Source organism: Paraburkholderia sp. GAS41, assembly GCF_050436545.1.
GTDB lineage: Bacteria > Pseudomonadota > Gammaproteobacteria > Burkholderiales > Burkholderiaceae > Paraburkholderia.
Window position 1 is genome coordinate 99,637 of the sequence record NZ_JBNDMK010000007.1, and the last position, 22,775, is coordinate 122,411.

The following is a 22,775-nucleotide window of genomic DNA, read 5'->3' on the forward strand; positions in this document are numbered from 1 at the left end:
GCAAACTCACGGCGTGGTGAGTGCCTGCCCGGGTGCCCGCGCCGTCCGCCTTGTCAGGCGTGTGACGGCTCGGATTCCGGGCGCCAGAAACGCCATTTGAGGACACTGGACGCCGCTCTGGCGCCCACTGCGAACCCTTATCGTACCGCGCATTGGGCTCCGGAAGCACAACAGGCATGGGTTTGGCGGGTTGATGCGATACTTTCGCCTGCCGTTGCGGCGCTCACGGCAAAGTTCTGGAGATGGCCCGCGAGGCGCGTCAATACGCCGCCACGGCTGGCTTGACCCGTAAAATAGACCGATCGTCCGTAGTGGATTCATAGAGGGTTGTGGTGTGGCCGAACAACAGCAGGGGTTTCTTCTGACCCGACATTGGCGTGACACGCCGGCTGGCACGGAAGTCGACTTCTGGCTGGCCACCGACAGCGGTCCGCAACACCTGCGCCTGCCGCCCCAGACTTCGGTGGCTTTTATCCCGGCTGAACAGCGCGAACGGGCCGAAGCGGTTTTGCGCCACGAACGCCAGTACGAACTACGCCCGCTCGCGCTGACCGATTTTCAGCAACGCCCGGTGCTCGGCCTGTATTGCAGGCAATACCGCCAGTTGCTGAAGCTCGAAAAGCTATTGAAGGAATACGGCGTCAACGTCTACGAGGCCGATATCCGTCCGCATGAGCGCTACCTGATGGAGCGCTTCATCACCGCGCCGGTCGCGTTCATCGGCGAGCCGTCCGGCGAGCGCCGCTGGCTCAACGGCGAGATGAAACCCGCCACGGCCTACCGCCCGGCGTTGAAGCTGGTCTCGCTCGATATCGAAACCACCGCCCACGGCGAGTTGTACTCCATTGCGCTGGAAGGCTGCGGGCAACGTCAGGTGTACATGCTCGGGCCCGCAAACGGGGATGCCAGCGGTATCGACTTCGATCTCGAGTACTGCGAATCTCGGCCGCTGCTGCTGGAAAAGCTCAACGCGTGGCTCGAGCGGCACGATCCGGATGCGATCATCGGCTGGAATCTGGTGCAGTTCGATCTGCGGGTCCTGCAGGAGCACTCACTGCGCTACGCGGTTCCGCTGCGTCTGGGCCGCGGTGGCGACGTGATGGAATGGCGCGAGCACGGCGGCAAGCAGAACCATTTCTTCGCGGCGGCGGCGGGGCGCCTGGTTATCGACGGGATCGAAGCGTTGCGTTCCGCCACCTGGAGCTTTCCGAGTTTCAGCCTCGAATACGTGGCGCAAGAATTGTTGGGCGAAGGCAAAGCCATTGATAACCCGTATCAGCGCATGGCGGAAATCGATCGCCGCTTCGCCGAGGACAAGCCTGCTCTGGCACGCTATAACCTCAAGGATTGCGAACTGGTCACGCGGATCTTCGCCAAAACCGAACTGCTGACGTTTTTGCTGGAGCGAGCCACCGTCACCGGTCTGGCAGCGGATCGCAGCGGCGGCTCGGTCGCGGCTTTCACTCACCTCTACATGCCGCTGATGCACCGTCAGGGCTATGTGGCGCCGAACCTCGGCGATATGGCAGAGGAAGCAAGCCCGGGCGGCTTCGTGATGGATTCGCAACCCGGACTGTACGACTCGGTGCTGGTGCTCGACTACAAGAGCCTCTACCCCTCCATCATCCGCACGTTTCTGATCGATCCGGTGGGACTCATCGAAGGGATGAACAATCCGGACGAGAGCGCCTCCGTCGCCGGGTTTCGTGGCGGCCGTTTTTCGCGCGGCAAGCACAGCCTGCCCGCCATCGTCGGGCAGATCTGGCAAGGGCGTGAGGCCGCCAAGCGGCAGCAGAACAAGCCGCTCTCGCAGGCGCTGAAGATCATCATGAACTCGTTCTACGGCGTGCTCGGATCGAGCGGTTGCCGCTTCTTCGATCCGCGCCTCGCGTCGTCCATTACGATGCGCGGCCACGAGATCATGCACCGCACGCGTGAGCTGATCGAAGCGCGCGGCTACCAGGTCATTTACGGCGATACCGATTCGACCTTCGTGTGGCTCAAGCGGGCCCGTACCGAGGAACAGGCCGCGCATGTCGGCAACGCGCTCGTCAAATACGTCAATGAATGGTGGCGCGAGCATCTGCAGGAGACGTTCGGGCTCGAAAGTACGCTGGAATTGCAGTTCGAAACGCACTACCGGCGCTTTCTGATGCCGACCATTCGCGGCGCCGAGCAAGGTAGCAAGAAACGCTATGCGGGTCTGGTGACGAAGGCCGATGGCAGCGAACAGATGGTTTACAAGGGCTTGGAGACGGTACGCACCGACTGGACGCCGCTGGCGCAGCAGTTCCAGCGCCAGCTCTATCTCCGCATTTTCCGCCAGGAACCGTATCAGGACTATGTGCGCGACTACGTGGCGCGCACCTTGAGCGGCGAATTCGACGACCTGCTGGTGTACCGGCGGCGGCTGCGCCGCAACCTCGACGACTATCGACGCAATGTGCCGCCGCATGCGCGCGCGGCCCGGATGGCCGACGAGTTCAACCAGCAGCAAGGCCGGCCCTTACAGTATCAGAACGGCGGCTGGATTACCTATGTGATGACGGTGGCCGGTCCCGAGCCGCTGGAAACACGCCGCTCGGCGATCGATTACGAGCACTATCTGACGCGCCAGTTACAGCCTCTGGCCGACGCAATCCTGCCGTTTTTGAACGACGATTTTTCTGCGTTGATGACGGGGCAGAAGGAATTGTTCTAGCGGCGTGGGGGCATGTCCAGCGTGAGCTTGAGTGCAACGATGACAGGGTGGTCTGGAGATAAAGCCGGATAGTATCAAACCACCCTTCCGCCCTTCCACCCTGCTGCCCTGCAGCGCCCCACGCGTCACGAAGCCTGCCGGTAGTACAGATTCTGCGGATGCCGCGCTTCGGCAAAGAAAAACCAGCGCTCCGCCACGAGCCCCGCGTACTGCACAGCACACGCGGCGCACAGCAACCAGAACGACAAGGCAATTGACGGCACACTGCCACCCAGCGCAATCAGCACGAACGGCACCGCAAAAGCCCCGACGAGAAAGGTCCACTTGATTCGTTGCAGCGTCTGCGGCGTTTTACCGTGGAAGAACTCGCGCAGATTGAACGCCCCTGCGGTAAAGCCGCGCGATTTCTGCTCGAGCTTTGCGGACTTGATACCGGTGGCGCTCTGCACCGTCGATTTAGGCCGTATCCGCGCGTTGCGCACGAGCGATGCCACGCGACTGGCGCACCCTGCCAATGTCAGGACGCCCGCGCAAACGGCGAGCCCAGCCACGAGCGTCGGCGCGTCCCACGCGGCACATGCGGCTGCAAATGTGAAGCCCGACGCGCAGCCGAGCAGCACGAAATTGACCATCGTCAACGGCGTGGCCCACTCCTGCAGGAAACGCAGGCAGGCGTAGATCATCGAGGTACAGACGAATAGCACGACGCTGGCCAGCGCGCCAAACGCACCAATTACCAGCGACCACGGCGAACTGAACCAATGTGCGACACCATAGGCGAACGCAGCGGCGAGAAACACGGGCAGCGCCAGGCATTCGCGCGACAGCCACGATGTGCGCCACATCGCAATGGCCCGCCACGCCCGTTCGGGATGGCCGAGGTGGAAAAACGAGGCCAGCAGTCCAAGGCAGCCGAGCAAGACCACGAGCGCCGCGCCCAACACGAAAAACATCTGCGGCGGCGCTGAACCGGCTGCAATCAGTCCCAGCCGCGCCAGCAGTTCAACGCCGAACAGCGCGATCAGCAAGCCTTGCCCCGCGCCGCTCAGCGTGGTCAGGAATACTACGGAAAAAGCGGGCTTCATGCGCCCCTCCCCAGACTCAGGATATTGAAGACGCGATCGAGCATGCCGGACACGGCGCCGCGTTGCACTGCGTGGTGCGGTTCGCGCGCCGCTATCGGCGCCTCGGCAGCCGGCGCGGAAGTCGTTGCATTCGCAACCAGCGCCTCAAGCGCATCCGGCGACTTGCACGAACACGACTCGCTACCGCACGACGTCGTCTTCTGACGCGGCAAATAGTGATTGGCGGGCCGGGTGTCCCACTCGGGCATCAGTTGATAGCCGCCCCGCTCGCGGATCGCCTGCGATACGACCGAGTCGGGATCGTGAATATCGCCAAACAGGCGCGCCGAAGTCGGACACGCCAGCACGCACGCCGGCTTGCGGTCGCGCTCGGGCAGTGCCTCGTTATGGATGCGGTCCACGCACAGCGTGCACTTTGTCATCTCCTTGCGCTCTTCGTCGATTTCGCGCGCGCCATACGGGCACGCCCATGAACAGTACTTGCAGCCGATACACCGGTCGAAGTCCACCAGCACGAGCCCGTCTTCCTTGCGCTTATAGCTCGCACCGGTCGGACAGACCGGCACGCACGGTGGGTCTTCGCAGTGCAGACACGACTTCGGAAAGTGGATGGTGTCGGTGAGCGGATACTCGCCGGCTTCGAAGGTCTGCACACGATTGAAGAACGTGCCCGACGGATCGGCGTCGTAAGGCCGGAAATCGGCCAGACTGCCGGACTCGCCCGACGTGTTCCACTCCTTGCAGCTCGTCACGCACGCGTGGCAGCCCACGCAAACGTTCAGATCGATTACGAGCGCCATCTGGGTCATGGGATGCTCCTCGTTATTTCTGTTTGCCGGCACCGCGCAGGCGCGCTGCAAACTCGCCGCGCCCCGCGAAGTAGGTTTGTACGATACGTTGGGCCATTCCCGTCAGCCCGACCCCGGTCGAACCCGGCAGCGCCTGCATGGGTGCGAATTGCGGCAAGGTGTGATCCGCGTCGGCCTCGGCCGGATAGACGCGCACCCGCACGTCGTACCACGCCGCCTGGCCGGTGATGGGATCCGAGTTGGACGTGCGCGCGTCCGCTGGCGTCACGCCAGGCAGTTCGTCGGTGATCAGGTGATTGAGCAGAAAGCCGCGTTGCGATTCGTTGGCATCCGGCCCGAGGTTCCACGCGCCGGCGGCCTTGCCGATGGCGTTCCACGTCCATACGGTGCCCGGCTCCACGGCCTCGCTGTAGCGCGCCATGCAGCGCACCTTGCCCCATGGCGATTCGACGTAAATCCAGCCGCCGTCGTCAATGCCGTTTTCGCGCGCCATCGACGGATTCATGAATAGATAGTTCTCCCCATGAATCTGCCGCAGCCACGCGTTTTGCGAGTCCCACGAGTGGTACATGGCCATCGGCCGCTGTGTGACGGCCGCGAGCGGGAAGCGGACGCGATCGGTGGCGGCGAGTTCCAGCGGCTCGTACCAGAACGGCAGCGGATCGAAATAGCGCGCCACGCGCTCGCGCAGATGATCGGGCGGCTGACGCCCGGCGCTTTTCCCCTGCGCCGCGAGGCGGAATTTCTGCATCACGTCCGAGTAAAGCTGGATCACGATGGGCGTGTCGAATTTTCGAAAGCCGTGTTCGACCGCCCACTTCAGATATGGACCGTTGACCCCGCGCATGTATTGCAGCGGTTCCGGCAGCGTGTAATGGAACACGCAATTGTGGCTCGCGTACTGCTCCCACTGGCGCGGATTCGGCTCGCCGACCAGCGCCTTGTCGCCATCCTTGCCGCGCCAACCGATCAGAAAGCCCACGCCCGAATCCGGCGAGGTCTGGAAGTTGACGATGAAATCCGGATAGTCGCGGAACTTGCGCGTGCCCTCTTTGGTGGTAAAGGCGGGCAACTTCAGACGACTGCCGAGTTCGATCAGTACCTCCTGGAACGGTTTGCATTCGCCGGTCGGCGGCACCACCGGCACGCGCACCGAATCCACCGGGCCGTCGAATTCGGAAATCGGCCGGTCGAGCATGGACATGGCGTCGTGCCGCTCCAGATAGGTGGTATCCGGCAGGATCAGATCGGCAAACGCGGTCATCTCCGACTGGAAGGCGTCGCAGACCACCAGGAACGGAATCTTGTACTCGCCGTTTTCGTGCTTATCGGCCAGCATCTTGCGGACTTCGACCGTGTTCATCGCCGAGTTCCACGCCATGTTGGCCATGAAAATCAGCAGCGTGTCGATCGGGTAAGGATCGCCGCGCCATGCGTTGGTAATCACGCTATGCATCAGGCCGTGCACGGCGAGCGGGTATTCCCATGAAAACGCCTTGTCGATCCGCACGGGTCCGCCGGCATCGTCGATGAACAGGTCCTCGGGCGCCGCTGGCCAGCCGAGCGGCCCGTTGGCGAGCGGCGTATTCGGCTGCACGGCGTCCGGGTGATTCGGCGGTTTGGCCGAGGGCGGCACCGCCCGCGGATACGGCGACTTGTGCCGGAAGCCGCCCGGCCGGTCGATCGTGCCGAGCAAGGACATCAGCACGGCCAGTCCGCGGATCGATTGAAAGCCATTTGAATGGGCCGCGAGTCCACGCATCGCGTGAAAGGCGATCGGATTGCCGGTGACGGTGTCGTGCGTTTGTCCCCACGCGTCGGTCCACGGGATCGGCAAAGTGATCTTGTGATCGCGCGCTGCGTCGGCCATCTCGCGCGCAAGGCGGCGGATCGTCTCGGCGGGAATGCCGGTGATATCGGCGGCCCATTCCGGCGTATTCGTCGCCACCTGTTCGCGTAGCAAGGCGAACGACGGCGTGACCGGTGTCCCGTCGTCGAGCGTGTAGCGGCCGTCGAGCGCGGGTTCGACGCCCGGCGTGTGATGCGGCACTGCGCGCTCGGTCTTGCCATCCCACCACAAGTGGTTTTGCGGAAACAGCGGATTGCCTTCGGGCAAAGCGGGGTCGCGCACGAACAGACCAAACGCGTCGCTCGCTTCATTCATGTCGAGCAGTTCGGCCGCGTTGGTATAACGCGTGACGAACTCGTGATCGTAGGAATCCGTTTTGAGCAACTCGTGAATCAGCGCCATGAAGAGCGCGCCGTCTGTGCCGGGGCGAATCGGCACCCATTCGTCGGCAATCGCCGCGTAGCCGGTGCGGATCGGGTTGATGGCGATGAAGCGGCCGCCGGCGCGCTTGAACTTCGACAACGCGATCTTCAGCGGATTCGAGTGATGGTCCTCGGCAGTGCCGATCATGAAGAACAGCTTGGCGCTATCGAGGTCCGGGCCGCCGAATTCCCAGAACGAGCCGCCCATCGTATAGATCATCCCGGCCGCCATATTGGCCGAACAGAAGCCGCCATGCGCCGCGTAGTTAGGCGTGCCGAATTGTCTGGCGAACAGACCGGTCAGCGCCTGCATCTGGTCGCGACCGGTAAACAAGGCGAATTTCTTCGGATCGGTGGCACGCAGATGGGCCAGGCGCTTTTCGAGCGTCGCGAACGCGATTTCCCAGCTGACCGGTTCGAACTGCGCGCTGCCGCGCTCGGCGCCAGCCTTGCGCATCAATGGCTGGGTCAGGCGCGCGGGCGAGTACTGCTTCATGATTCCTGACGAACCTTTCGCGCAGATCACACCCTGGTTGAGCGGATGTTCAGGATTGCCGTCGATATAGCGCACTTCGCCGTCGCGCAGATGCACGCGGATGCCGCAGCGGCAGGCACACATGTAGCAGGTGGTGGTTTTGACTTCGAGTTTTTCGTTCTGCGTGCGCGCGTGGTGTTCCATGTGTACTCCGTAAAAGCTCTTGCCATGACGTTTGCCTGCCCGACGACTGCGACCCGTTGCGTCATCGTAAGAGGGAAGCGCGCAAAGGAGGAATCGCAACTTCGTATGAGACGCTCATATAGGTGGATAACCGCTCGCGACGGGATCCCGCACGACACCCTACCCCTGCATCCTAGGACCGATGCAGACGAAAGAAAAATCGCTATTTGATATTCAATGTATCGCCGGCACCGATAGTTTCCGACAGCCGACGCGCGTGCCGGCCCGCCTGCATCCCGCTGCTATCGCTGCGATAATGGATTTTCAGCCAACCCCAACCTGCCCCACCTGAAGGAGCCGTGCAGTGAGTGATTCCGCAGCCTCGTCTTCCAGCCACGCAAAACGTCGTGTTGCATTTCTCGGCCTGGGTGTCATGGGATATCCCATGGCCGGCCACCTGGCCCGCGCCGGACTCGACGTCACCGTCTATAACCGCACCTTTTCCAAAGCCGAACAATGGGTGGCCGAGTACGGCGGCCGCGCTGCCCGTACGCCGCGTGAAGCAGCGGACGGCGTCGAACTGGTGCTGGCCTGCGTGGGTAATGACGACGATCTGCGCAGCATCACGCTCGGCGATGACGGTGCATTCGCGGGCATGAACCACGGCACGACCTTCGTCGACCATACGACGGCCTCGGCCAACGTGGCGCGCGAACTGGCGGCGCTTGCCGAGGAGCAAGGCTTGCGGTTCATCGACGCGCCCGTCTCGGGCGGCCAGGCCGGCGCGCAAAACGGCAAGCTGACCATCATGTGCGGCGGCGCCGCGCAGGACTTCGAGGCTGCCGCCGTCACGCTGCGCCACTATGCGGCGGCCGTCACGCTGATCGGTCCGGCGGGCGCCGGACAACTGGCGAAAATGGTCAATCAGATCTGTATTGCCGGCCTCGTGCAGGGGCTCTCCGAAGCGATCAACTTCGGCGAACGCGCCGGACTCGACATGCCGCGCGTGCTCGAAGTGATCGGCAAGGGCGCCGCGGCGAGCTGGCAGATGGACAACCGCGGCAAGACCATGATCGAAGGCAAGTTCGACTACGGCTTCGCGGTGGACTGGATGCGCAAGGACCTGGGCTTCTGCCTCGACGAAGCGAAGCGCAACGGCGCGGCGTTGCCGGTCACGGCATTGGTCGACCAGTTCTATGGCGACGTGCAGAACCTGGGCGGCAAGCGCTTCGACACGTCCAGTCTGATCTGGCGTCTACGGCAACTCAGGCGCGCCGACTGACGACCTTGTCAACGCTACTTGTATAGAGCCACAGCCAGCGCCAGAGCGGCGCCGGCTGGCGGGCGCCTCAATTCGCCTTGCACAGCACGGCGGTCATGATGAGCGGCAAGACTTCGTGCACGACGGCGTCGCTCCCCGCGTCGTGCAAATGCACCTTCACGGAATCGCTGGTCCCGAACACCACTACGCCGTACAGCGAACCCGTCATCGCCTCGCCTTTGCCCTTGTGAAACAGATCGTCGTCATGCGCGTAGCCGAGCACGGCATAGACGCGAAAGCCGAAGGCAGTCAGCTGGCTGTTGCGGGTTGGCCGAAACGCATTGACGGAATTCGCTTCCACATGCATCGGTTCCGTTTCGATGAACTGATCGCTTTGCAGCGAAGCAATGAAAGCGTGCGGGTTAGAGGTGCAGTCGAGCTGTGCGTCGAGGTCGTGTGAGGCAGCAGGCAGCGAATGGAGTAGCGCGCCCATTGCGGTCAGCAGTCCGAGCGCGTTGGAAAAACACTTTCTCATGGTGATGCAACCCTTATCCTGGCAGGTGTCCGGCACGCGGAGCCCGTTCCTAACATAGGACCTTTGCCCCGCTCCCACTGTACGGCAGCTATCAATGCAGATTACATTGGCTTTCAGGCGACGCCACGTAACCCTGGCGCACACAGGACATGCGAGCCGACGCGGTAGATCCGCGGTACAACCGCGGTAAAACCTTTCGCGCCGAATCCAGACCGTTTCGCGCCACATCCTGTCATTCTGTCGCAAACCGCTCGAACCTTGCAGAAAGCGGGCCGAACATGTGCCTCATCGAACCCCTCGTTGATAGACACGGAGCCCGCCATCATGTTCACTTCCATTCTCCTGCAAACACCGCATTGGGTCTGGGGCCTGCTCGCCGCTCTGACCGTGATCGGCTTCAAACAGACGCTGCCGCGCCGCAGATCCTTGCGCAGCAGCACTGCCTTGCCCCTTCTGATGGTGCTCCTGTCGCTCTATGGCGTGGCGTCCGCCTTTTCCGCCCAACCGCTGGCGTTGCTTGCCTGGGCCGGTGGCGGGGCCGTCACGCTGTTGCTGGCGCAGGCGCTGGGCGTGTGGGGCGAGATTCGCTGGCTGCCGCAGGAACGTAGCGTCCTGATGCCCGGAAGCTGGCTGCCGCTGGTCTTGCTGCTGGGACTGTTCGCCATCAGGTTCGGTGTCGCCGTGGCCTTGGCGACGACCCCCGGCTTCGCCGTCGACACCGCTTTCGCCGGCTTTGCCGGCCTCGTGTACGGCGCGTTCAGCGGCATGTTCCTCGCTCGGGCTCTCGCCGTGTGGCGGGCGGTGCGCGCATCGACCCGGCACGATGCGGCCTGGTGATGCGAACTCAGCGGCATGAACCACGTCCGGGCGCAACGGCTTGCCGTGCCAGCGTGGCCGGGTTCATTGCCTGAACGGCTACAATCCGCTGCAGGCGAAGCTGGCTGGCCGCCCGCCCCTCTTCTTTGCCCTGCGCCCGATGAACGCCTGCTTCCGGACTGCCGAATGCCCCCGTATCCCATCGTTGTCAAATGGCTTTGGCGTGAACTGCGGATCACGATCCTCATCGCGCTGGCCAGCACCTTCATGTTCAGCCCGCTGGCCAACGAAACGCTCGTCTCCAATCTGATCTACTCGTTCGCCGTGACGTTCTGCATTCAGGCCCTGATCGAAACCGGGCGCTACGGCCTGTCGACCCGGCCGTTCCAGCGCGCTTCCACTGGCCCGCGCCGCGGCACGCCAGAGCGCCTCGTGCCCAGCCGACGCTGGCCGGGCTGGCCCTTGATGGCGCCGTGGGTGGCGCTGTCGGCGATCGCCGGTTATCTCGGCGGGCACGCGTTCGGCGACCTGGTCACCGGCACGCATCGTGCGCCGCTCGGCTTCCTGCGCGATGCGCAGTTGCTGCTGCCGGCCCTCGCGCCGACGCTCGCCCTCGCAATCGGCTGCACCTATTTTTTCTACGCACGCTCACGCCTCGCCGCGACCGAGGCCCGGGCGCAAGCCGCGCTACGTGCGTCCGCGGAAAACCAGCTCAAGCTGCTGGTGTCGCAACTGGAGCCGCACATGCTGTTCAACACGCTGGCGAACCTGCGCGTGCTGATCGGCCAGGATCCGCCCCGGGCGCAGGCCATGCTCGATCATCTAAACGGCTTTCTGCGCGCCACGCTCGACGCCTCGCGGTCGGACTCGCATGCACTGGCTGCGGAATTTGCACGCATCGGCGATTACCTCGAACTGATGCAGGTTCGCATGGGACCGCGCCTCGCCGGCACACTCGACCTGCCTGCCGAGCTGAGCGGCTTGTCCGTGCCGCCGCTGCTGCTGCAGCCGCTGGTCGAAAATTCGATCAAGCATGGGCTCGAGCCGAGCGTGGCGGGTGGACAGATCGAGATCGCCGCCCGCCGCGACGGTCACGCGCTCGTGCTGAGCGTGCGCGACACCGGCGTGGGTCTCGGCGCGGCGGCGACGCAGGGCAGCCGCTTCGGCATGCAGCAGGTGCGCGAGCGGCTCGCCGCCCTGTATGGCGACGCGGCATCGCTCGAACTGAGCACGCCGGGCGACGGCCGCGGCGGCGCGCTCGCCGTGGTGCGCTTACCGGTCGGCCAAGTCTCAACCTAATCCATGAGTCACTCATCTCTTATGCACGCTACCGCCCTGATCGCAGAAGACGAGCCGCTGCTCGCCGCCAACCTGCAAGCCGAACTGATCCGTTTGTGGCCCGAACTGCGGATCATCGCCAGCGTCGGGGATGGCGCGTCCGCGCTCAAGCAGAGTCTCGCGCTGCAGCCGGACGTGATGTTCCTCGATATCCGCATGCCTGGGATGAGCGGTCTGGAAGCGGCGCAGGCGCTGGCGGAGGACTGGCCGGACGCGGGCCGCCCGCCGCCGCTGCTCGTCTTCGTCACCGCTTACGACGAATACGCGCTACGTGCCTTCGAACGCGCCGCGCTCGACTATGTCCTCAAGCCGGTGCAACCGGAGCGGCTGGCAAAAACCTGCGAGCGGCTGCAAGCCGCGTTGCAGGCCCGTGCGCAACCGCAAGACGGAGACGCGGGACTGGCGCCGATGATCGATCAGTTGCGCACGCTGTTCGGCGCGGGGATGCCCGGCGCGGCCAACCAGTCGGGCACGGGCGCACCGGCCGCACCATTGCGCATGATCCAGGCGAGCGCCGGCAACACGATCACGATGGTTCCGGTCAGCGAAGTTTTGTACTTCGAGGCAGCGGACAAATACGTCCGGGTGATCACGGCCGAGCGCGAGCACCTGATCCGCACGTCGTTGCGGGAACTGCTGTTGCAACTCGACCCGCAGCAGTTCTGGCAAATTCACCGCGGCACGGTGGTGCGGGCCGAGACGATCGCGAGCGCGTCACGCGACGACGCGGGCAAGCTGACGCTCAGCCTGCGTGGTCATCCCACGAGGCTGAGCGTCAGCCGTTTGTACGCCGATCAGTTCAAGGGCATGTGACTGTCCGGTGCAAGCCGGCAGCGTGACAACCCCGTGTCGACCACGCCCCACGCGTCCCGCGTGCCCGCTGCATGCCTGCCGTTCTTGCGAACGCGTCAGCCGACCGAATTCCAGCGCGCATCCGCAACGGTCAGCTTCTTCGGAATCAACTTGAGATCGGTGAACGTGTCGGCAATCTGCTGCTGATACGCGAGCGTGGCGTCGGTGATCGGCAGCACGCCGTAACCCGTGCGCCCCAACGCCAACTCCAGCGTGGCCGCGTCGAGTCCGACGAGCGGCGACAGTTGCGCGGCCACGGCGGACGCATTGGTACTCGCCCACTGGTCCACCTGGTTCAGCTCGTCGAGCAGCGTATGCAGCACTTGCGGCTGGGCGTCGGCAAACTTGCGCGCCGACACGTAGTACTGGGTGTTGCGCACGAGGTTCTCGCCATCGGTGAGAACACGGGCGTTCGCCTGACGCTGGACGGCAGCCAGATACGGATCCCAGATCACCCACGCGTCGACACTGTGCTGCACGAAGGCGGCGCGTGCGTCGGCAGGCGTGAGATAGACCGGCTGAATGTCCGTGTACGCGAGGCCGGCGCGCTGCAAGGCTTTCACCAGCAGATAGTGGACGTTCGAGCCGCGGTTCAATGCCACCTTCTTGCCTCGCAGATCCGCCACGGTGCGGATCTGCGAGTCCTGATGCACGACGAGCGCTTCGCCTTGGGGCGCGGGCGGCTCATTGGCGATATAGACGAAATCGACACCGCCGGCCTGCGCAAAGATAGGCGGCGTTTCGCCGACTGTGCCCACGTCCACCGCGCCGGCATTCAATCCTTCGAGCAATTGCGGTCCAGCGGGAAACTCCAGCCACTGCACGGCCACGCCTTGCTGCGCGAGCCGTTTTTCCAGCGTGCCGCGCGCCTTCAGGACGACGAAGTTACCGTACTTCTGAAAGCCGATCCGCAGTATTTTCGGGTTCCCCTGAGCCCACGTGGCCTGGCTCGACAGCAGCGTCCCGGCGCCCCCGGCCATGACGGCTCCCGTGCCCACGGCAAAGGCGGCTGCGGCTTTCAGTAGCGAGCGCCGGCCGGAATCGACCGGTTGCGCATCGGGCGTGGAATGTTCGGATGAAACCATGGTTGTCCTTCGCGAGTGCGTGAGCGGGAATGCCACCGCAAGCGGGACGAACCATCGCGGGGCGATGATCAGAATAGGGACGCTCCGGCACGAAGCGAACCAATCATTGCGCATATGCAAAGCATGGCGGATGGGAAGCTCGAGCCTCGACCCGCGCGCGGATGGCATTGCAACGCATGCTGGCGTATTGCGGCCCATGCCGCGATACGCCAGCTTCGCTTTACGCCACCGCCGGGAAATCCACCGTCGTGTCGTTGATGCGGTTCACCAGATTCGTGAACGTGATGGAAGCAATGGCCAGCGACACCTCGATCAATTGCTGTTCGCTGTAGCCCGCGTCGCGTACCGCATTGACGTCTTCGACGGGAACCGTGCCGTGGGTCTGGACCAGCGTGCGGACAAAGCGCACCAGTGCATCGCGCTTTGCGTCGCCGGTCGCGCTACCGGCGCGAACCTGCTTCATGACGTCCTGCGACAGGCCGGCAAACTTCCCCATCAGCGTATGCGCGGCGACACAGTAATCACAACCGGCCACTTCGCTGACCGCTAGCTTGATGGCTTCGATATCTGCTTTCGCGAGGCTGCTGCTGGCGAGAATCGCTTCGACGCCGAGTATCGAACCCAGCGCCGCCGGGCTATGCGTGCCGATGGTGGCGTAGGCATTCGGCACCTTGCCGGCGGCCTTCTTGATCTTGGCGAAGAGTTCTGCGGCGGCGCCGGTGGCGGCTTCAGGGTTGATTGCGGTAAGACGGGACATGATTGACTCCTTGAGGTCTGGTTTCATCTGCTCGCCATGTCGTATGGCATGGAAGTCAGTGTAGTCAGACTCGGTGAGTCATTGAATGCCTGAATGGTGCAACAAGATGCTCAAACGTCTCAACCGAAAGGGGTGATTCGAGCATTTCGAGCCCACGCTCGCTCCGCCCTACCGCCCGCTCAGCGAGCCCCGCCCGCGTACCGCGGTGCGCGGCAGTTCGATTACGAAGACCGTGCCCTGCGTTTCATCCGACTGCACCCCAACCTCGCCGCCATGCATATGGACGATCTCGCGCACGATATGAAGGCCGAGCCCAAGCCCTTCCCGCGGCCGTCCGCCAACCCCGCTCGCGCCGAACGCCCGGAACAGATGCGGCACGACCTCCGCGGCGATCACGCCCCGGTTCGTCACGCTCAGCACGATCCGCTCGCCCTTATCGGCCTTGACGCGCACGACGATATCGCCGCCTGGTTCGCCGTGATGCAGCGCGTTGTTGATCAGGTTCGAAATGGCCTGCCACAGCAGATCGGAGTCCCACTGGCCCGCCGAGTCGCCCTCGCTCACCAGCACGATCTGCGCCGCGCCTTTATGGGTGGCAAACTCGTCGATGACCGATCGGCACAACGTCGCCAGTTCGATCGGGCGCGGTTGCAATTGCAGCCGCCCGCCTTGCAGGCGCGCGAGGTTCAGCAACTGGTCGACCATCCGGGCCATCCGCAGCGAACTGCTCTTCATGCGCGTTGCGGTGGCGGTCACCACGTCGCTGGCTTCGAGACGCATCAGATACTCCGCCGACGACAGTACGGCCCCCAGCGGCGTGCGCAGATCGTGGCTCAGTACCGCCATCAGCATTTCATTGGCCTCCAGCATCTGACGTGTGGTCACGAGTTGTGCGGCTAGCTGGCGTTTCTGCTGTTCGAGTTGCACGAAGACATCGACCTTCGATTGCAGAATGCGCGGATCGAACGGCTTGTAGAGAAAATCCACCGCGCCGGCTTCGTAGCCGCGGAACGTGCGCGAGGCGTCCTGCGCAGTCGCCGTCAGGAAGATGATCGGCACGTGCGAGGTGCGCGGACTGCCACGCATCAGCGCCGCCAGTTCGAAGCCGTTCATACCGGGCATGTTGACGTCGAGTATCGCGAGCGCGACCTCGTGTTTGAGCAGCAGATCCAGCGCGGCCGTGCCGGAATCGGCCACCAGCAGGCTGATGTCCGGCCGCGTCAACGACGCCTGCAGCGCCGTGATGTTATGCGCGATGTCGTCGACGATCAGAATGTTGACAGGAGGATTCGTCATGGCATCGGGTCAGGAGGATTCGTGTTCGGTAAAGGCCGGCAGCCGCGCGAGACGACGGGCCATGTTGGAGGGAGACAGGATTTCGTCCACGGCCCCGCGTTCGATTGCGGCGCGCGGCATTTCCGGCGACACCGCGGTGTCAGGCGCCTGCACCCAGGCGAAGCCGCCCGCGGCGCGCACGGCTTCGAGCCCGCGCACGCCATCTTCATTGGCGCCCGAGAGCAGAACGGCCAGCACGCGTTCGCGATACCGCCACGCCGCGGATTCGAACATCACGTCAATCGAGGGCCGCGAAAACCGCACGGCTGCCTCGGTGGACAACGCCACCGTGCCATCGTTTTCCACCAGCATGTGATAGCCGGGCGGCGCGACATACACGCGGCCGGCGACAATCTGTTCGCCGGCATCCGGTTCGAGCACCGGCAAGCGGCTGCGATGGCTAAAAGTCTCCACGAGATAACTCGATGGATCGGCCGGCAAATGCACCACGATCATGACGGCCGCGGCGAAATCACCGGGTAATGCGGCGAGCAGCCCGTTGAGGACTTCAATCCCCCCTGCCGACGCGCCGAGCGCCACCAGCTCGAACGCGCGCGAACGCGTCGAGGCGGAAGGTCGCTTCACGGCGAAATGGCTGGCACCCATAGTGGCTCGCGTCAGTTTCGGCTGAGTGGACTTGACGGCATTGGCATCGCGCTCATGCTAGCGCTTCTGGTAAATGCGCTCGCGCGGACAAAATTCGTCGAACGCTTCGTGCTGCTTCGAAAAACGCAAACTCTCCTTGCTGCCGAGGCCAAGAAAGCCGCGCCGCACGAGGGCACGCTGAAACAGCCCCAGCGCGCGGTCCTGTAACGGCCGGTCGAAATAGATCATAACGTTGCGGCAAGAGACCAGGTGTGCTTCAAGAAACACTTCGTCGGTGGACAGACTGTGGTCGGCGAACACCACCCGGTCTTTCAGGGCGCCCGCAAAACGCGCCCCGCCGTAAGCCGCGTGGTAGTAGTCGGAGAGCGAACGGGTACCGCCCGCCGCCAGATAGTTTTGCGTGAAGCCGGCAATCCGGTCGAGCGCGTAAATGCCGGCTTCGGCGCGCGCCAGCGCGTCCGGGTTGATATCGGTTGCGTAGAACAAGGTGCGTTCGGTCAGGTCCTCTTCATCGAACAGGATCTTGAGCGACCACAGTTCCTCACCCGTGCTGCACCCCGCCACCCAGACCTTGATGGACGGATAGGTTCGCAGAACCGGCATCACCTGCTGGCGCAGCGCCAGAAAATAGGCGGGATCGCGGAACATGTCGCTGACCTGCACCGTCAGGTATTGAAACAGGCGCGCGAAATCGGCGCCGCTGCGCATGATCCTGTCCTGCAACTGCGACAGCGTGGCAAGGCCGAACTCGTCGAGCGCCTGCCCCAGCCGGCGGCGCAATGACGACATCGCGTAGTGGCGAAAATCGTGCTGGTATTTCAGGTAAATGGCCTCCAGCAGCAGCGTCAGTTCGATATCGAAATCGCTGATGCGCGGCGGTCGCGATTGGGGCGCAGTCCGGTTCGTGTTCATGACGCGTTCTCTACGACTAGCGCTGCCGCAGCCACACGCGGCACAGCGCGACGAGCTTGTCGACATCGATCGGCTTGGAGATGTAATCGTCCGCGCCCGCTTCGAGACAACGCACCCGGTCGTTCGCCATCGCCTTCGCGGTGAGCGCGATGATGGGCAGATGAGCAAAGCGCGGATTGCGGCGAATCTCGGCCATCGCCGTCAGACCATCCATCTCCGGCATCATGATGTCCATCAGCACCAGATCGACCTCGGGCTCCGTCTCCAGCAGGTCGAGCGCTTCGCGGCCGTTACGCGCAATCTGCAGCTTGGCTCCAAGCGGCTCGATCACATGCGACAGCGCGAAAATATTGCGCACGTCGTCTTCGGCCAGCAGGATGTTGCGGCCTTCGAAGGCGTTGTCGCGTTGCCGCACGGTGCGCAGCATGCGTTGCTGCTCGGGCGCGAGCGACGATTCCACGCTATGCAGGAACAGCGTGACTTCGTCGAGCAGGCGTTCGGGCGACTTCGCCCCTTTGATGATGATCGATTTCGAATAGCGTCGCAGCCGGTGCTCTTCGTCGCTCGACAGCATGCGGCCGGTATACACGATCACCGGCAGGGCGAGATGGGCGGCGTCGAGCGCGAGACGTTCGAGCAGGTCGTAACCGGTGCCGTCCGGAAGCGCAAGGTCGGTCACCACGCAATCGAAGCTACTGGTTGCCAGTTTGTCGAACGCGCTCGCAAGCGTCGCTACGGCCACGATTTCCGTGTTGTCGCTCTGCAGCAGCGCGCCAATGCTTTCGCGCATCGGGGTATCGTCTTCTATCACCAGCACACGTTTCAGACGTTGCTGCAGGCGTGCTTCGAGCCGCCGGATCGCCGCTTCCAGTGTCGAGCGTGCAGTCGGTTTGAGCGTATAGCCGATGGCGCCGAGATGCAGCGCCTTGTCGGCGTGATCGGTGGCCGAGACGATGTGAATTGGAATATGGCGCGTCAGTGGATCGTTCTTTAGCCATTCCAGCACCGTCAGTCCCGAGCGGTCCGGCAAGCCGACATCGAGCAGCACGGCCGCCGGCCGCATGTCGCGCACCAGCGCAACGCCGCTGGTGGCGTCGGTGGCGTGCAGGAAGTCGAAATCGAGTTCGTGGGACAGCTCGCGCAGAATCTCGGCGAACGGGATGTCGTCCTCGATGGCGAGAATCGTCCGGTTGCCGCGCCTGCGCTCAAAGCGGTCGTCGCCGATTGGCGCGCTGACAGCCTCCTCGGCGCCATTGCGCGTGCCCGCTTCGATGGCTAGCGCCGGCTGGAGCGCGGTGGCGCTCGTGGTGGCAGCCGCCGCCGCGAGCGACGACGCGAACGAAGACGAGACATGGGCCACCGGCGCAGGCAGCGTGGCGGGCGTATGCCGGGCCGGACCCGGCGCCTCGGCGGCGGAATGTTCCGCGCTTGCGGCGAGTGCCGCGCCCGGATCGGCAGGCAGCCACAGCGTAAACACACTGCCCTTGCCCAGTTCGCTCGCGACCGAGATCCGCCCGCCCAGCAGCCGCGCGAATTCGCGCGAAATCGACAGACCGAGGCCGCTGCCGCCGTAATGCCGGCTGGTGGAACCGTCGGCCTGCTGGAACGCCTCGAAGATCATTTCCAGCTTGTCCGGCGCAATGCCGATGCCCGAGTCGCGTACCTCGAAGCGCACCATGCCGTCATCGGCGGGCGCCACGTTCAACGACACCTCGCCGCGCTGGGTGAATTTCACGGCATTCGACAGCAGGTTGCGCAATACCTGCACCGTACGCTGACTGTCGGTGACGATCGTGTCGGGCACGCCCGGCGCCCGGTCGAATGTCAGCCTCAGCTGCTTTGCCGCGGCGAGCGGCGCAAAGGTCTCGTGCAGCGACTGCAGCGCGCCATCGAGCGACACGGTTTCGAGCTCGATGTTGATTTGCCCCGCCTCGACCTTCGACAGATCGAGAATGTCGTTGATGAGCACCAGCAAATCGCTGTTGGAGGCGTGAATCGTTTCGGCATAGCGCACCTGTTCCTCGCTCAGATTGCCGGTGCGATTCTGCTGCAGCAGTTTGGCGAGAATCAGCGAACTGTTCAGCGGCGTGCGCAACTCGTGCGACATGTTGGCGAGAAACTCGGATTTGTAGCGGCTCGACTGTTCGAGCCGCGCTGCGTTGGTCGACAGTTCATCCTGCGCGCGCAGTAGATCGGCTTTCTGCCGTTCGAGACGTTGCGCGTACTCTTCGAGTTGCACATTGGTCTGTTCGAGTTCGGCCTGCTGATTTTCGAGGCGCGCCTGCGAATCCAGCAGCGCGCGGCCGCGTTCTTCCAGGCCTTCGTTCGACACGCGCAGTTCTTCCTGCTGAACCTGCAACTCCTCGTTCAGTTGCTGCATCTCGACTAGCGCGTCCTGCAGACGCTCGCGATACAACGCCGCCTCGAGGAGGTCGCCCATGCCGCCGGCAATCAGTTGCAGCAGTTCCTGGTCACGCTCGACCAATGCGCGGATAAACCCGAGTTCGATCACGCCATTGACTACGCCGTCGTTTTCAATGGGCAGGACAATCAGGTTCTTCGGAGCACTCATGCCGAGGCCCGACATCACTTTCACGTAATCGTCCGGCACGTCCTGCAGCAGAATGGTCCGCCGCGTCAGCGCGGCCTGGCCAATCAGACTTTCGGCGCTCTGGAAATTCTGTGATGCCTGCTCGCTTTCGACGCTGAAGCCGTACGAGGCCGCGCGATGCAGCGTGCCGGTTTCCTTGTCACGTACGTAGAGGGCCGCCACCACCGCGCCCAGATAGTGCGCGAGAAATTCGAGCATGGCTGCGCCCACCAGCGCCGGCGTGGATTGCCCGATCACTTTTTCGGCGAGCAGCCGCTGGCCGGAGCGCAGCCACACCTGCTGCTGCAGTGTCTGGGTCTGTTCGTCCTGCTGCCTGAGCACGCCGTCATAGGACGCGGACAGGTCGAGCAATTCGCGCCGCCCCCGCCAGGCGAGAAAACCGCTTACCACGAGGCTAAAAAACAGGAAGGTGGCGACCATGACGGCCGTGACATTGCGCGCGGCCGTGGTGCGCTCTTGCCGCAGACGCAATTCGACATCGAGAAAATCGCCGAACTCGCGGCGCGTTTCGTCGAAAGCGGTTTTGCTGCGGCTGCTCGCGACTTCCGGCTCATACGCCTGGTTTTTGCGGCGCAGATCGATCATTTGCTGCGCGTAACTGTCCCACAGGGTCTGCACGGCCTGGATCCGTTTGAGTCGTTCGACTTGCGCCGGATTGTCGGAGACCAGCTCCATCAACGTGGTGATCTCGGTCTGGAAGCGGGGTTGTCCTAATTCGTACGGCGCAAGAAAGCTGTCGTCGCCGGTAATCAGGAAGCCGCGCACCGACGACTCGCGGTCGACCGCGAGGCGCAGCATTTCGTTGGCATTGCCGATTACCCGCTCCGAGTGTTCGGCCCAGCTCATGGTATTCACGAGGTAGGCGATCAACGCGACGAACACTGCAGCGCTCAATAGACCCATGCCGAGCGGCAGCGCGATGTTACGACGGATGATGCGACGGAATTTGTCCTGATCGACAGCAGTGAAGGCAGGCATTTTTTTCTGTATTTCGCTTGGTCAGTTTGCTCGGCTCGGCAATTTCGACTGATATACCGTCACCACAGATATGGCCACGTATCATACAGCCACTGCGCCCGTCCGAACCATGCGCGCGGCTCGCCGCAAGCAGGTCACGCGGTGGTTGCGCGCGTATCGGATTCGATCGGATAGGTCTGCTCAGCAAGCGGCGTGCCCGGGCATCTCCGGCTTCGCCCGCCTGCAATGTCCAGCGGCGCCGCTCGTCGCGGTATGTCACTTGCGAGCCCGCTTCTCCGTTGTTGACTCTCGCCAACGCCCGTCGCACATGCCAGATCGCATTCGCCCTCGCCACCTGCCCCGTTCTTTCTGTGTCGCTGCGGCCGCGCTGTTCGCTTGCCATCTCGCGTTCAGTCAAGCCATGCCGCCGGAAAGCCCGCTCGCTTCGCTGCCTGCGACCGCCAGCGCGGCGCTCGGCTCGGCGCCGCGACAGCCCGGCGCAGTGACGCGACCGCCGGGCATCGCCACCGTTGCCCATACGAATCCGCATGCCCAGCCGTCACCGGTGGCGCCGGTGCCGCCGGCCGAATCGTATGGCGATCTTTACCGGGACGTTGAACTCGCGCACCTGTTTCCCGACAGCAAGACATTTGCCGACATGGTGCCCAGCGCGTCGCCGCAGCAGATCGTCGCGGCCTATACGAGCAGCCGGCAGCAAGCCAATTTCAGCCTGGCCGCGTTCGTCCGCCAGTATTTCGTCACACCGCAACATCTGATGAAGCCCTATGTGTCCGATCCCAATCAGAACGTGGTGGCCCACATCGATACCTTGTGGGACGTGCTTCGCCGCGATCCGGATGCGAGCGCAAGCCCGTGGTCGTCGCTGCTGCCGCTGCCCGATCCGTACATCGTGCCGGGCGGACGTTTCGATGAGATCTACTACTGGGACTCGTACTTCATCATGCTCGGGCTGGAGCAAAGCGGCCGCCATGACCTGGTCGTGGACGAGCTGAAGAACTTTGCGACCTTGATCAACCGCTACGGTCACATTCCGAACGGCAATCGCACCTATTACCTGAGCCGCTCGCAGCCGCCGTTTTTCTCGCAGATGGTGGCGCTCGTCGCGCAAAAGGACGGCGAGCAGACTTACCTGCAATATCTGCCCGAACTGCAGCAGGAATACACGTACTGGATGGATGGCAGCACCCTGCTGCCGGCGGGGCACGCGTATCGGCATCTGGTGCGTCTGCCCGACGGCACCTTGCTGAATCGCTACTGGGACGAACGCGCCGTGCCGCGGGACGAGTCCTACCGCGAGGACGTGGAAACCGCCCACGAGACGCCGCAGCGCGACTCCGCCGAATTGTGGCGCAATCTGCGCGCGGGCGGCGAAACCGGCTGGGATTTCAGTTCGCGCTGGTTCGCGGATGGCAAGACGCTGGGATCGGTCGACGTGACCTCGCTCGTGCCCGTCGACCTGAATTGCCTGCTCTACCAGCTGGAACGGACGCTGGCGCACGCCTATCGCCTAAAGGGCGATGCCACCCGCGCGGAGAATCTGCAGCAGCGCGCCAACGCGCGCGCCGAGGCCATCCGCCGCATGCTCTGGGATCCACGCCTGCAGGCATTCAGTGACTACGATTTCACGCAGCATCAGTTGACGCACCGTCTTACCGCTGCGACGGCCTTTCCGCTCTATGCGGGCGTGGCGGACAAGCAGCAGGCGCATGCGGTCGCGCAAACCATCGAGCGCGGGCTGTTGCGGCCGGGCGGCCTCGCGACCACCCAGGTCAAAACCGGTCAGCAATGGGACGAGCCGAACGGCTGGGCGCCGCTGCAATACATTGCGGTCACCGGCTTGCGACGTTATGGCGAGGCGACGCTTGCGCAGACCATTGCCACGCGCTGGATTCGCACCACTGTCATGTACTACCAGCACACCGGCAAGCTGGTCGAAAAATATGACGTGGACGCCACGAGCGTGGGAGTTTCGGCGGGCGGCGGCGAGTATCCGTTGCAGGACGGCTTCGGCTGGACGAATGGCGTGCTGCGGGTGCTGCTTGCGCTGTATCCGGATGCGGTCAACGTAGCCGCGAGCCGGCCGGTGGATATTCCGGCTGGGCCCGCTGGCGTATCGGAGGCGGCGTCTGCGGCTGCGGCGGCATCAGCACCTGCGCATTAAGGAT

16 protein-coding genes are annotated in these 22,775 nt (G+C 63.7%); 6 read left to right on the plus strand and 10 right to left on the minus strand.

The window, feature by feature from the left end:
• Window positions 1-334: 334 nt before the first annotated feature.
• A complete protein-coding gene (locus P3T43_RS12635; protein WP_429281382.1) occupies window positions 335-2,701 on the plus strand; it encodes a DNA polymerase II in 2,367 nt (788 codons plus the stop codon).
• A 125-nt stretch (window positions 2,702-2,826) separates the two neighbouring features.
• Here P3T43_RS12635 and P3T43_RS12640 read toward each other — a convergent pair whose 3' ends face one another.
• From P3T43_RS12640 to P3T43_RS12650, 3 genes are read right to left on the minus strand one after another with little or no spacing between them, the layout of a single operon-like run.
• Window positions 2,827-3,786, minus strand: a complete 960-nt coding sequence (locus tag P3T43_RS12640; RefSeq protein WP_429281383.1) for a dimethyl sulfoxide reductase anchor subunit family protein — start codon at window positions 3,784-3,786, stop codon at window positions 2,827-2,829.
• Window positions 3,783-4,595, minus strand: coding sequence for a 4Fe-4S dicluster domain-containing protein (locus tag P3T43_RS12645; RefSeq protein ID WP_429281384.1), 813 nt, complete (start codon window positions 4,593-4,595; stop codon window positions 3,783-3,785). The genes P3T43_RS12640 and P3T43_RS12645 overlap by 4 nt, the downstream gene beginning before the upstream one ends.
• 13 nt (window positions 4,596-4,608) lie before the next feature.
• Window positions 4,609-7,545, minus strand: coding sequence for a molybdopterin oxidoreductase family protein (locus P3T43_RS12650; protein ID WP_429281385.1), 2,937 nt, complete (start codon window positions 7,543-7,545; stop codon window positions 4,609-4,611).
• A gap of 343 nt (window positions 7,546-7,888) precedes the next feature.
• Here P3T43_RS12650 and P3T43_RS12655 point away from each other — a divergent pair, with 343 nt between their 5' ends.
• Window positions 7,889-8,806, plus strand: coding sequence for an NAD(P)-dependent oxidoreductase (locus P3T43_RS12655; protein ID WP_429281386.1), 918 nt, complete (start codon window positions 7,889-7,891; stop codon window positions 8,804-8,806).
• 67 nt (window positions 8,807-8,873) lie between these two features.
• Here the strand turns inward: P3T43_RS12655 and P3T43_RS12660 are convergent, their stop codons facing one another.
• A complete protein-coding gene (locus P3T43_RS12660; RefSeq protein ID WP_429281387.1) occupies window positions 8,874-9,320 on the minus strand; it encodes a hypothetical protein in 447 nt (148 codons plus the stop codon).
• 324 nt (window positions 9,321-9,644) lie between these two features.
• Here P3T43_RS12660 and P3T43_RS12665 point away from each other — a divergent pair, with 324 nt between their 5' ends.
• From P3T43_RS12665 to P3T43_RS12675, 3 genes are all read left to right on the plus strand, one after another.
• Window positions 9,645-10,157 carry a DUF6622 family protein gene (locus tag P3T43_RS12665; RefSeq protein ID WP_429281388.1) on the plus strand — a complete coding sequence of 171 codons (513 nt, stop codon included), beginning with the start codon at window positions 9,645-9,647 and terminating at the stop codon, window positions 10,155-10,157.
• A gap of 165 nt (window positions 10,158-10,322) precedes the next feature.
• Window positions 10,323-11,435 (plus strand): sensor histidine kinase, encoded by a 1,113-nt coding sequence (locus P3T43_RS12670; RefSeq protein WP_429281389.1) that lies wholly within the window; start codon window positions 10,323-10,325, stop codon window positions 11,433-11,435.
• Between the two features lie 21 nt (window positions 11,436-11,456).
• Window positions 11,457-12,287 (plus strand): LytR/AlgR family response regulator transcription factor, encoded by an 831-nt coding sequence (locus P3T43_RS12675; RefSeq protein WP_429281390.1) that lies wholly within the window; start codon window positions 11,457-11,459, stop codon window positions 12,285-12,287.
• Between the two features lie 95 nt (window positions 12,288-12,382).
• Here the strand turns inward: P3T43_RS12675 and P3T43_RS12680 are convergent, their stop codons facing one another.
• The 6 genes from P3T43_RS12680 to P3T43_RS12705 all read right to left on the minus strand — a co-directional run bounded on the left by P3T43_RS12680 (window position 12,383) and on the right by P3T43_RS12705 (window position 20,610).
• Window positions 12,383-13,411: a sulfonate ABC transporter substrate-binding protein gene (locus P3T43_RS12680; protein ID WP_429281391.1), complete on the minus strand. Its 1,029-nt coding sequence runs from the start codon at window positions 13,409-13,411 to the stop codon at window positions 12,383-12,385.
• Between the two features lie 220 nt (window positions 13,412-13,631).
• Window positions 13,632-14,168: a carboxymuconolactone decarboxylase family protein gene (locus P3T43_RS12685; RefSeq protein ID WP_429281392.1), complete on the minus strand. Its 537-nt coding sequence runs from the start codon at window positions 14,166-14,168 to the stop codon at window positions 13,632-13,634.
• Window positions 14,169-14,336: 168 nt separating this feature from the next.
• A complete protein-coding gene (locus P3T43_RS12690; RefSeq protein ID WP_429281393.1) occupies window positions 14,337-15,464 on the minus strand; it encodes a hybrid sensor histidine kinase/response regulator in 1,128 nt (375 codons plus the stop codon).
• 9 nt (window positions 15,465-15,473) lie between these two features.
• On the minus strand, window positions 15,474-16,109 hold the full coding sequence (locus P3T43_RS12695) for a chemotaxis protein CheB (RefSeq protein ID WP_429281394.1): 636 nt from the start codon (window positions 16,107-16,109) through the stop codon (window positions 15,474-15,476).
• A gap of 57 nt (window positions 16,110-16,166) precedes the next feature.
• Complete coding sequence (locus P3T43_RS12700) at window positions 16,167-17,021, minus strand: CheR family methyltransferase (RefSeq protein ID WP_429281395.1); 855 nt, start codon at window positions 17,019-17,021, stop codon at window positions 16,167-16,169.
• A gap of 16 nt (window positions 17,022-17,037) precedes the next feature.
• Window positions 17,038-20,610 (minus strand): response regulator, encoded by a 3,573-nt coding sequence (locus P3T43_RS12705; RefSeq protein WP_429281396.1) that lies wholly within the window; start codon window positions 20,608-20,610, stop codon window positions 17,038-17,040.
• A 400-nt stretch (window positions 20,611-21,010) separates the two neighbouring features.
• On the opposite strand from P3T43_RS12705, the gene treF reads away from it, so the two are divergent.
• A complete protein-coding gene (treF, locus tag P3T43_RS12710) occupies window positions 21,011-22,771 on the plus strand; it encodes an alpha,alpha-trehalase TreF (protein ID WP_429281397.1) in 1,761 nt (586 codons plus the stop codon).
• Window positions 22,772-22,775 lie beyond the last annotated feature (4 nt).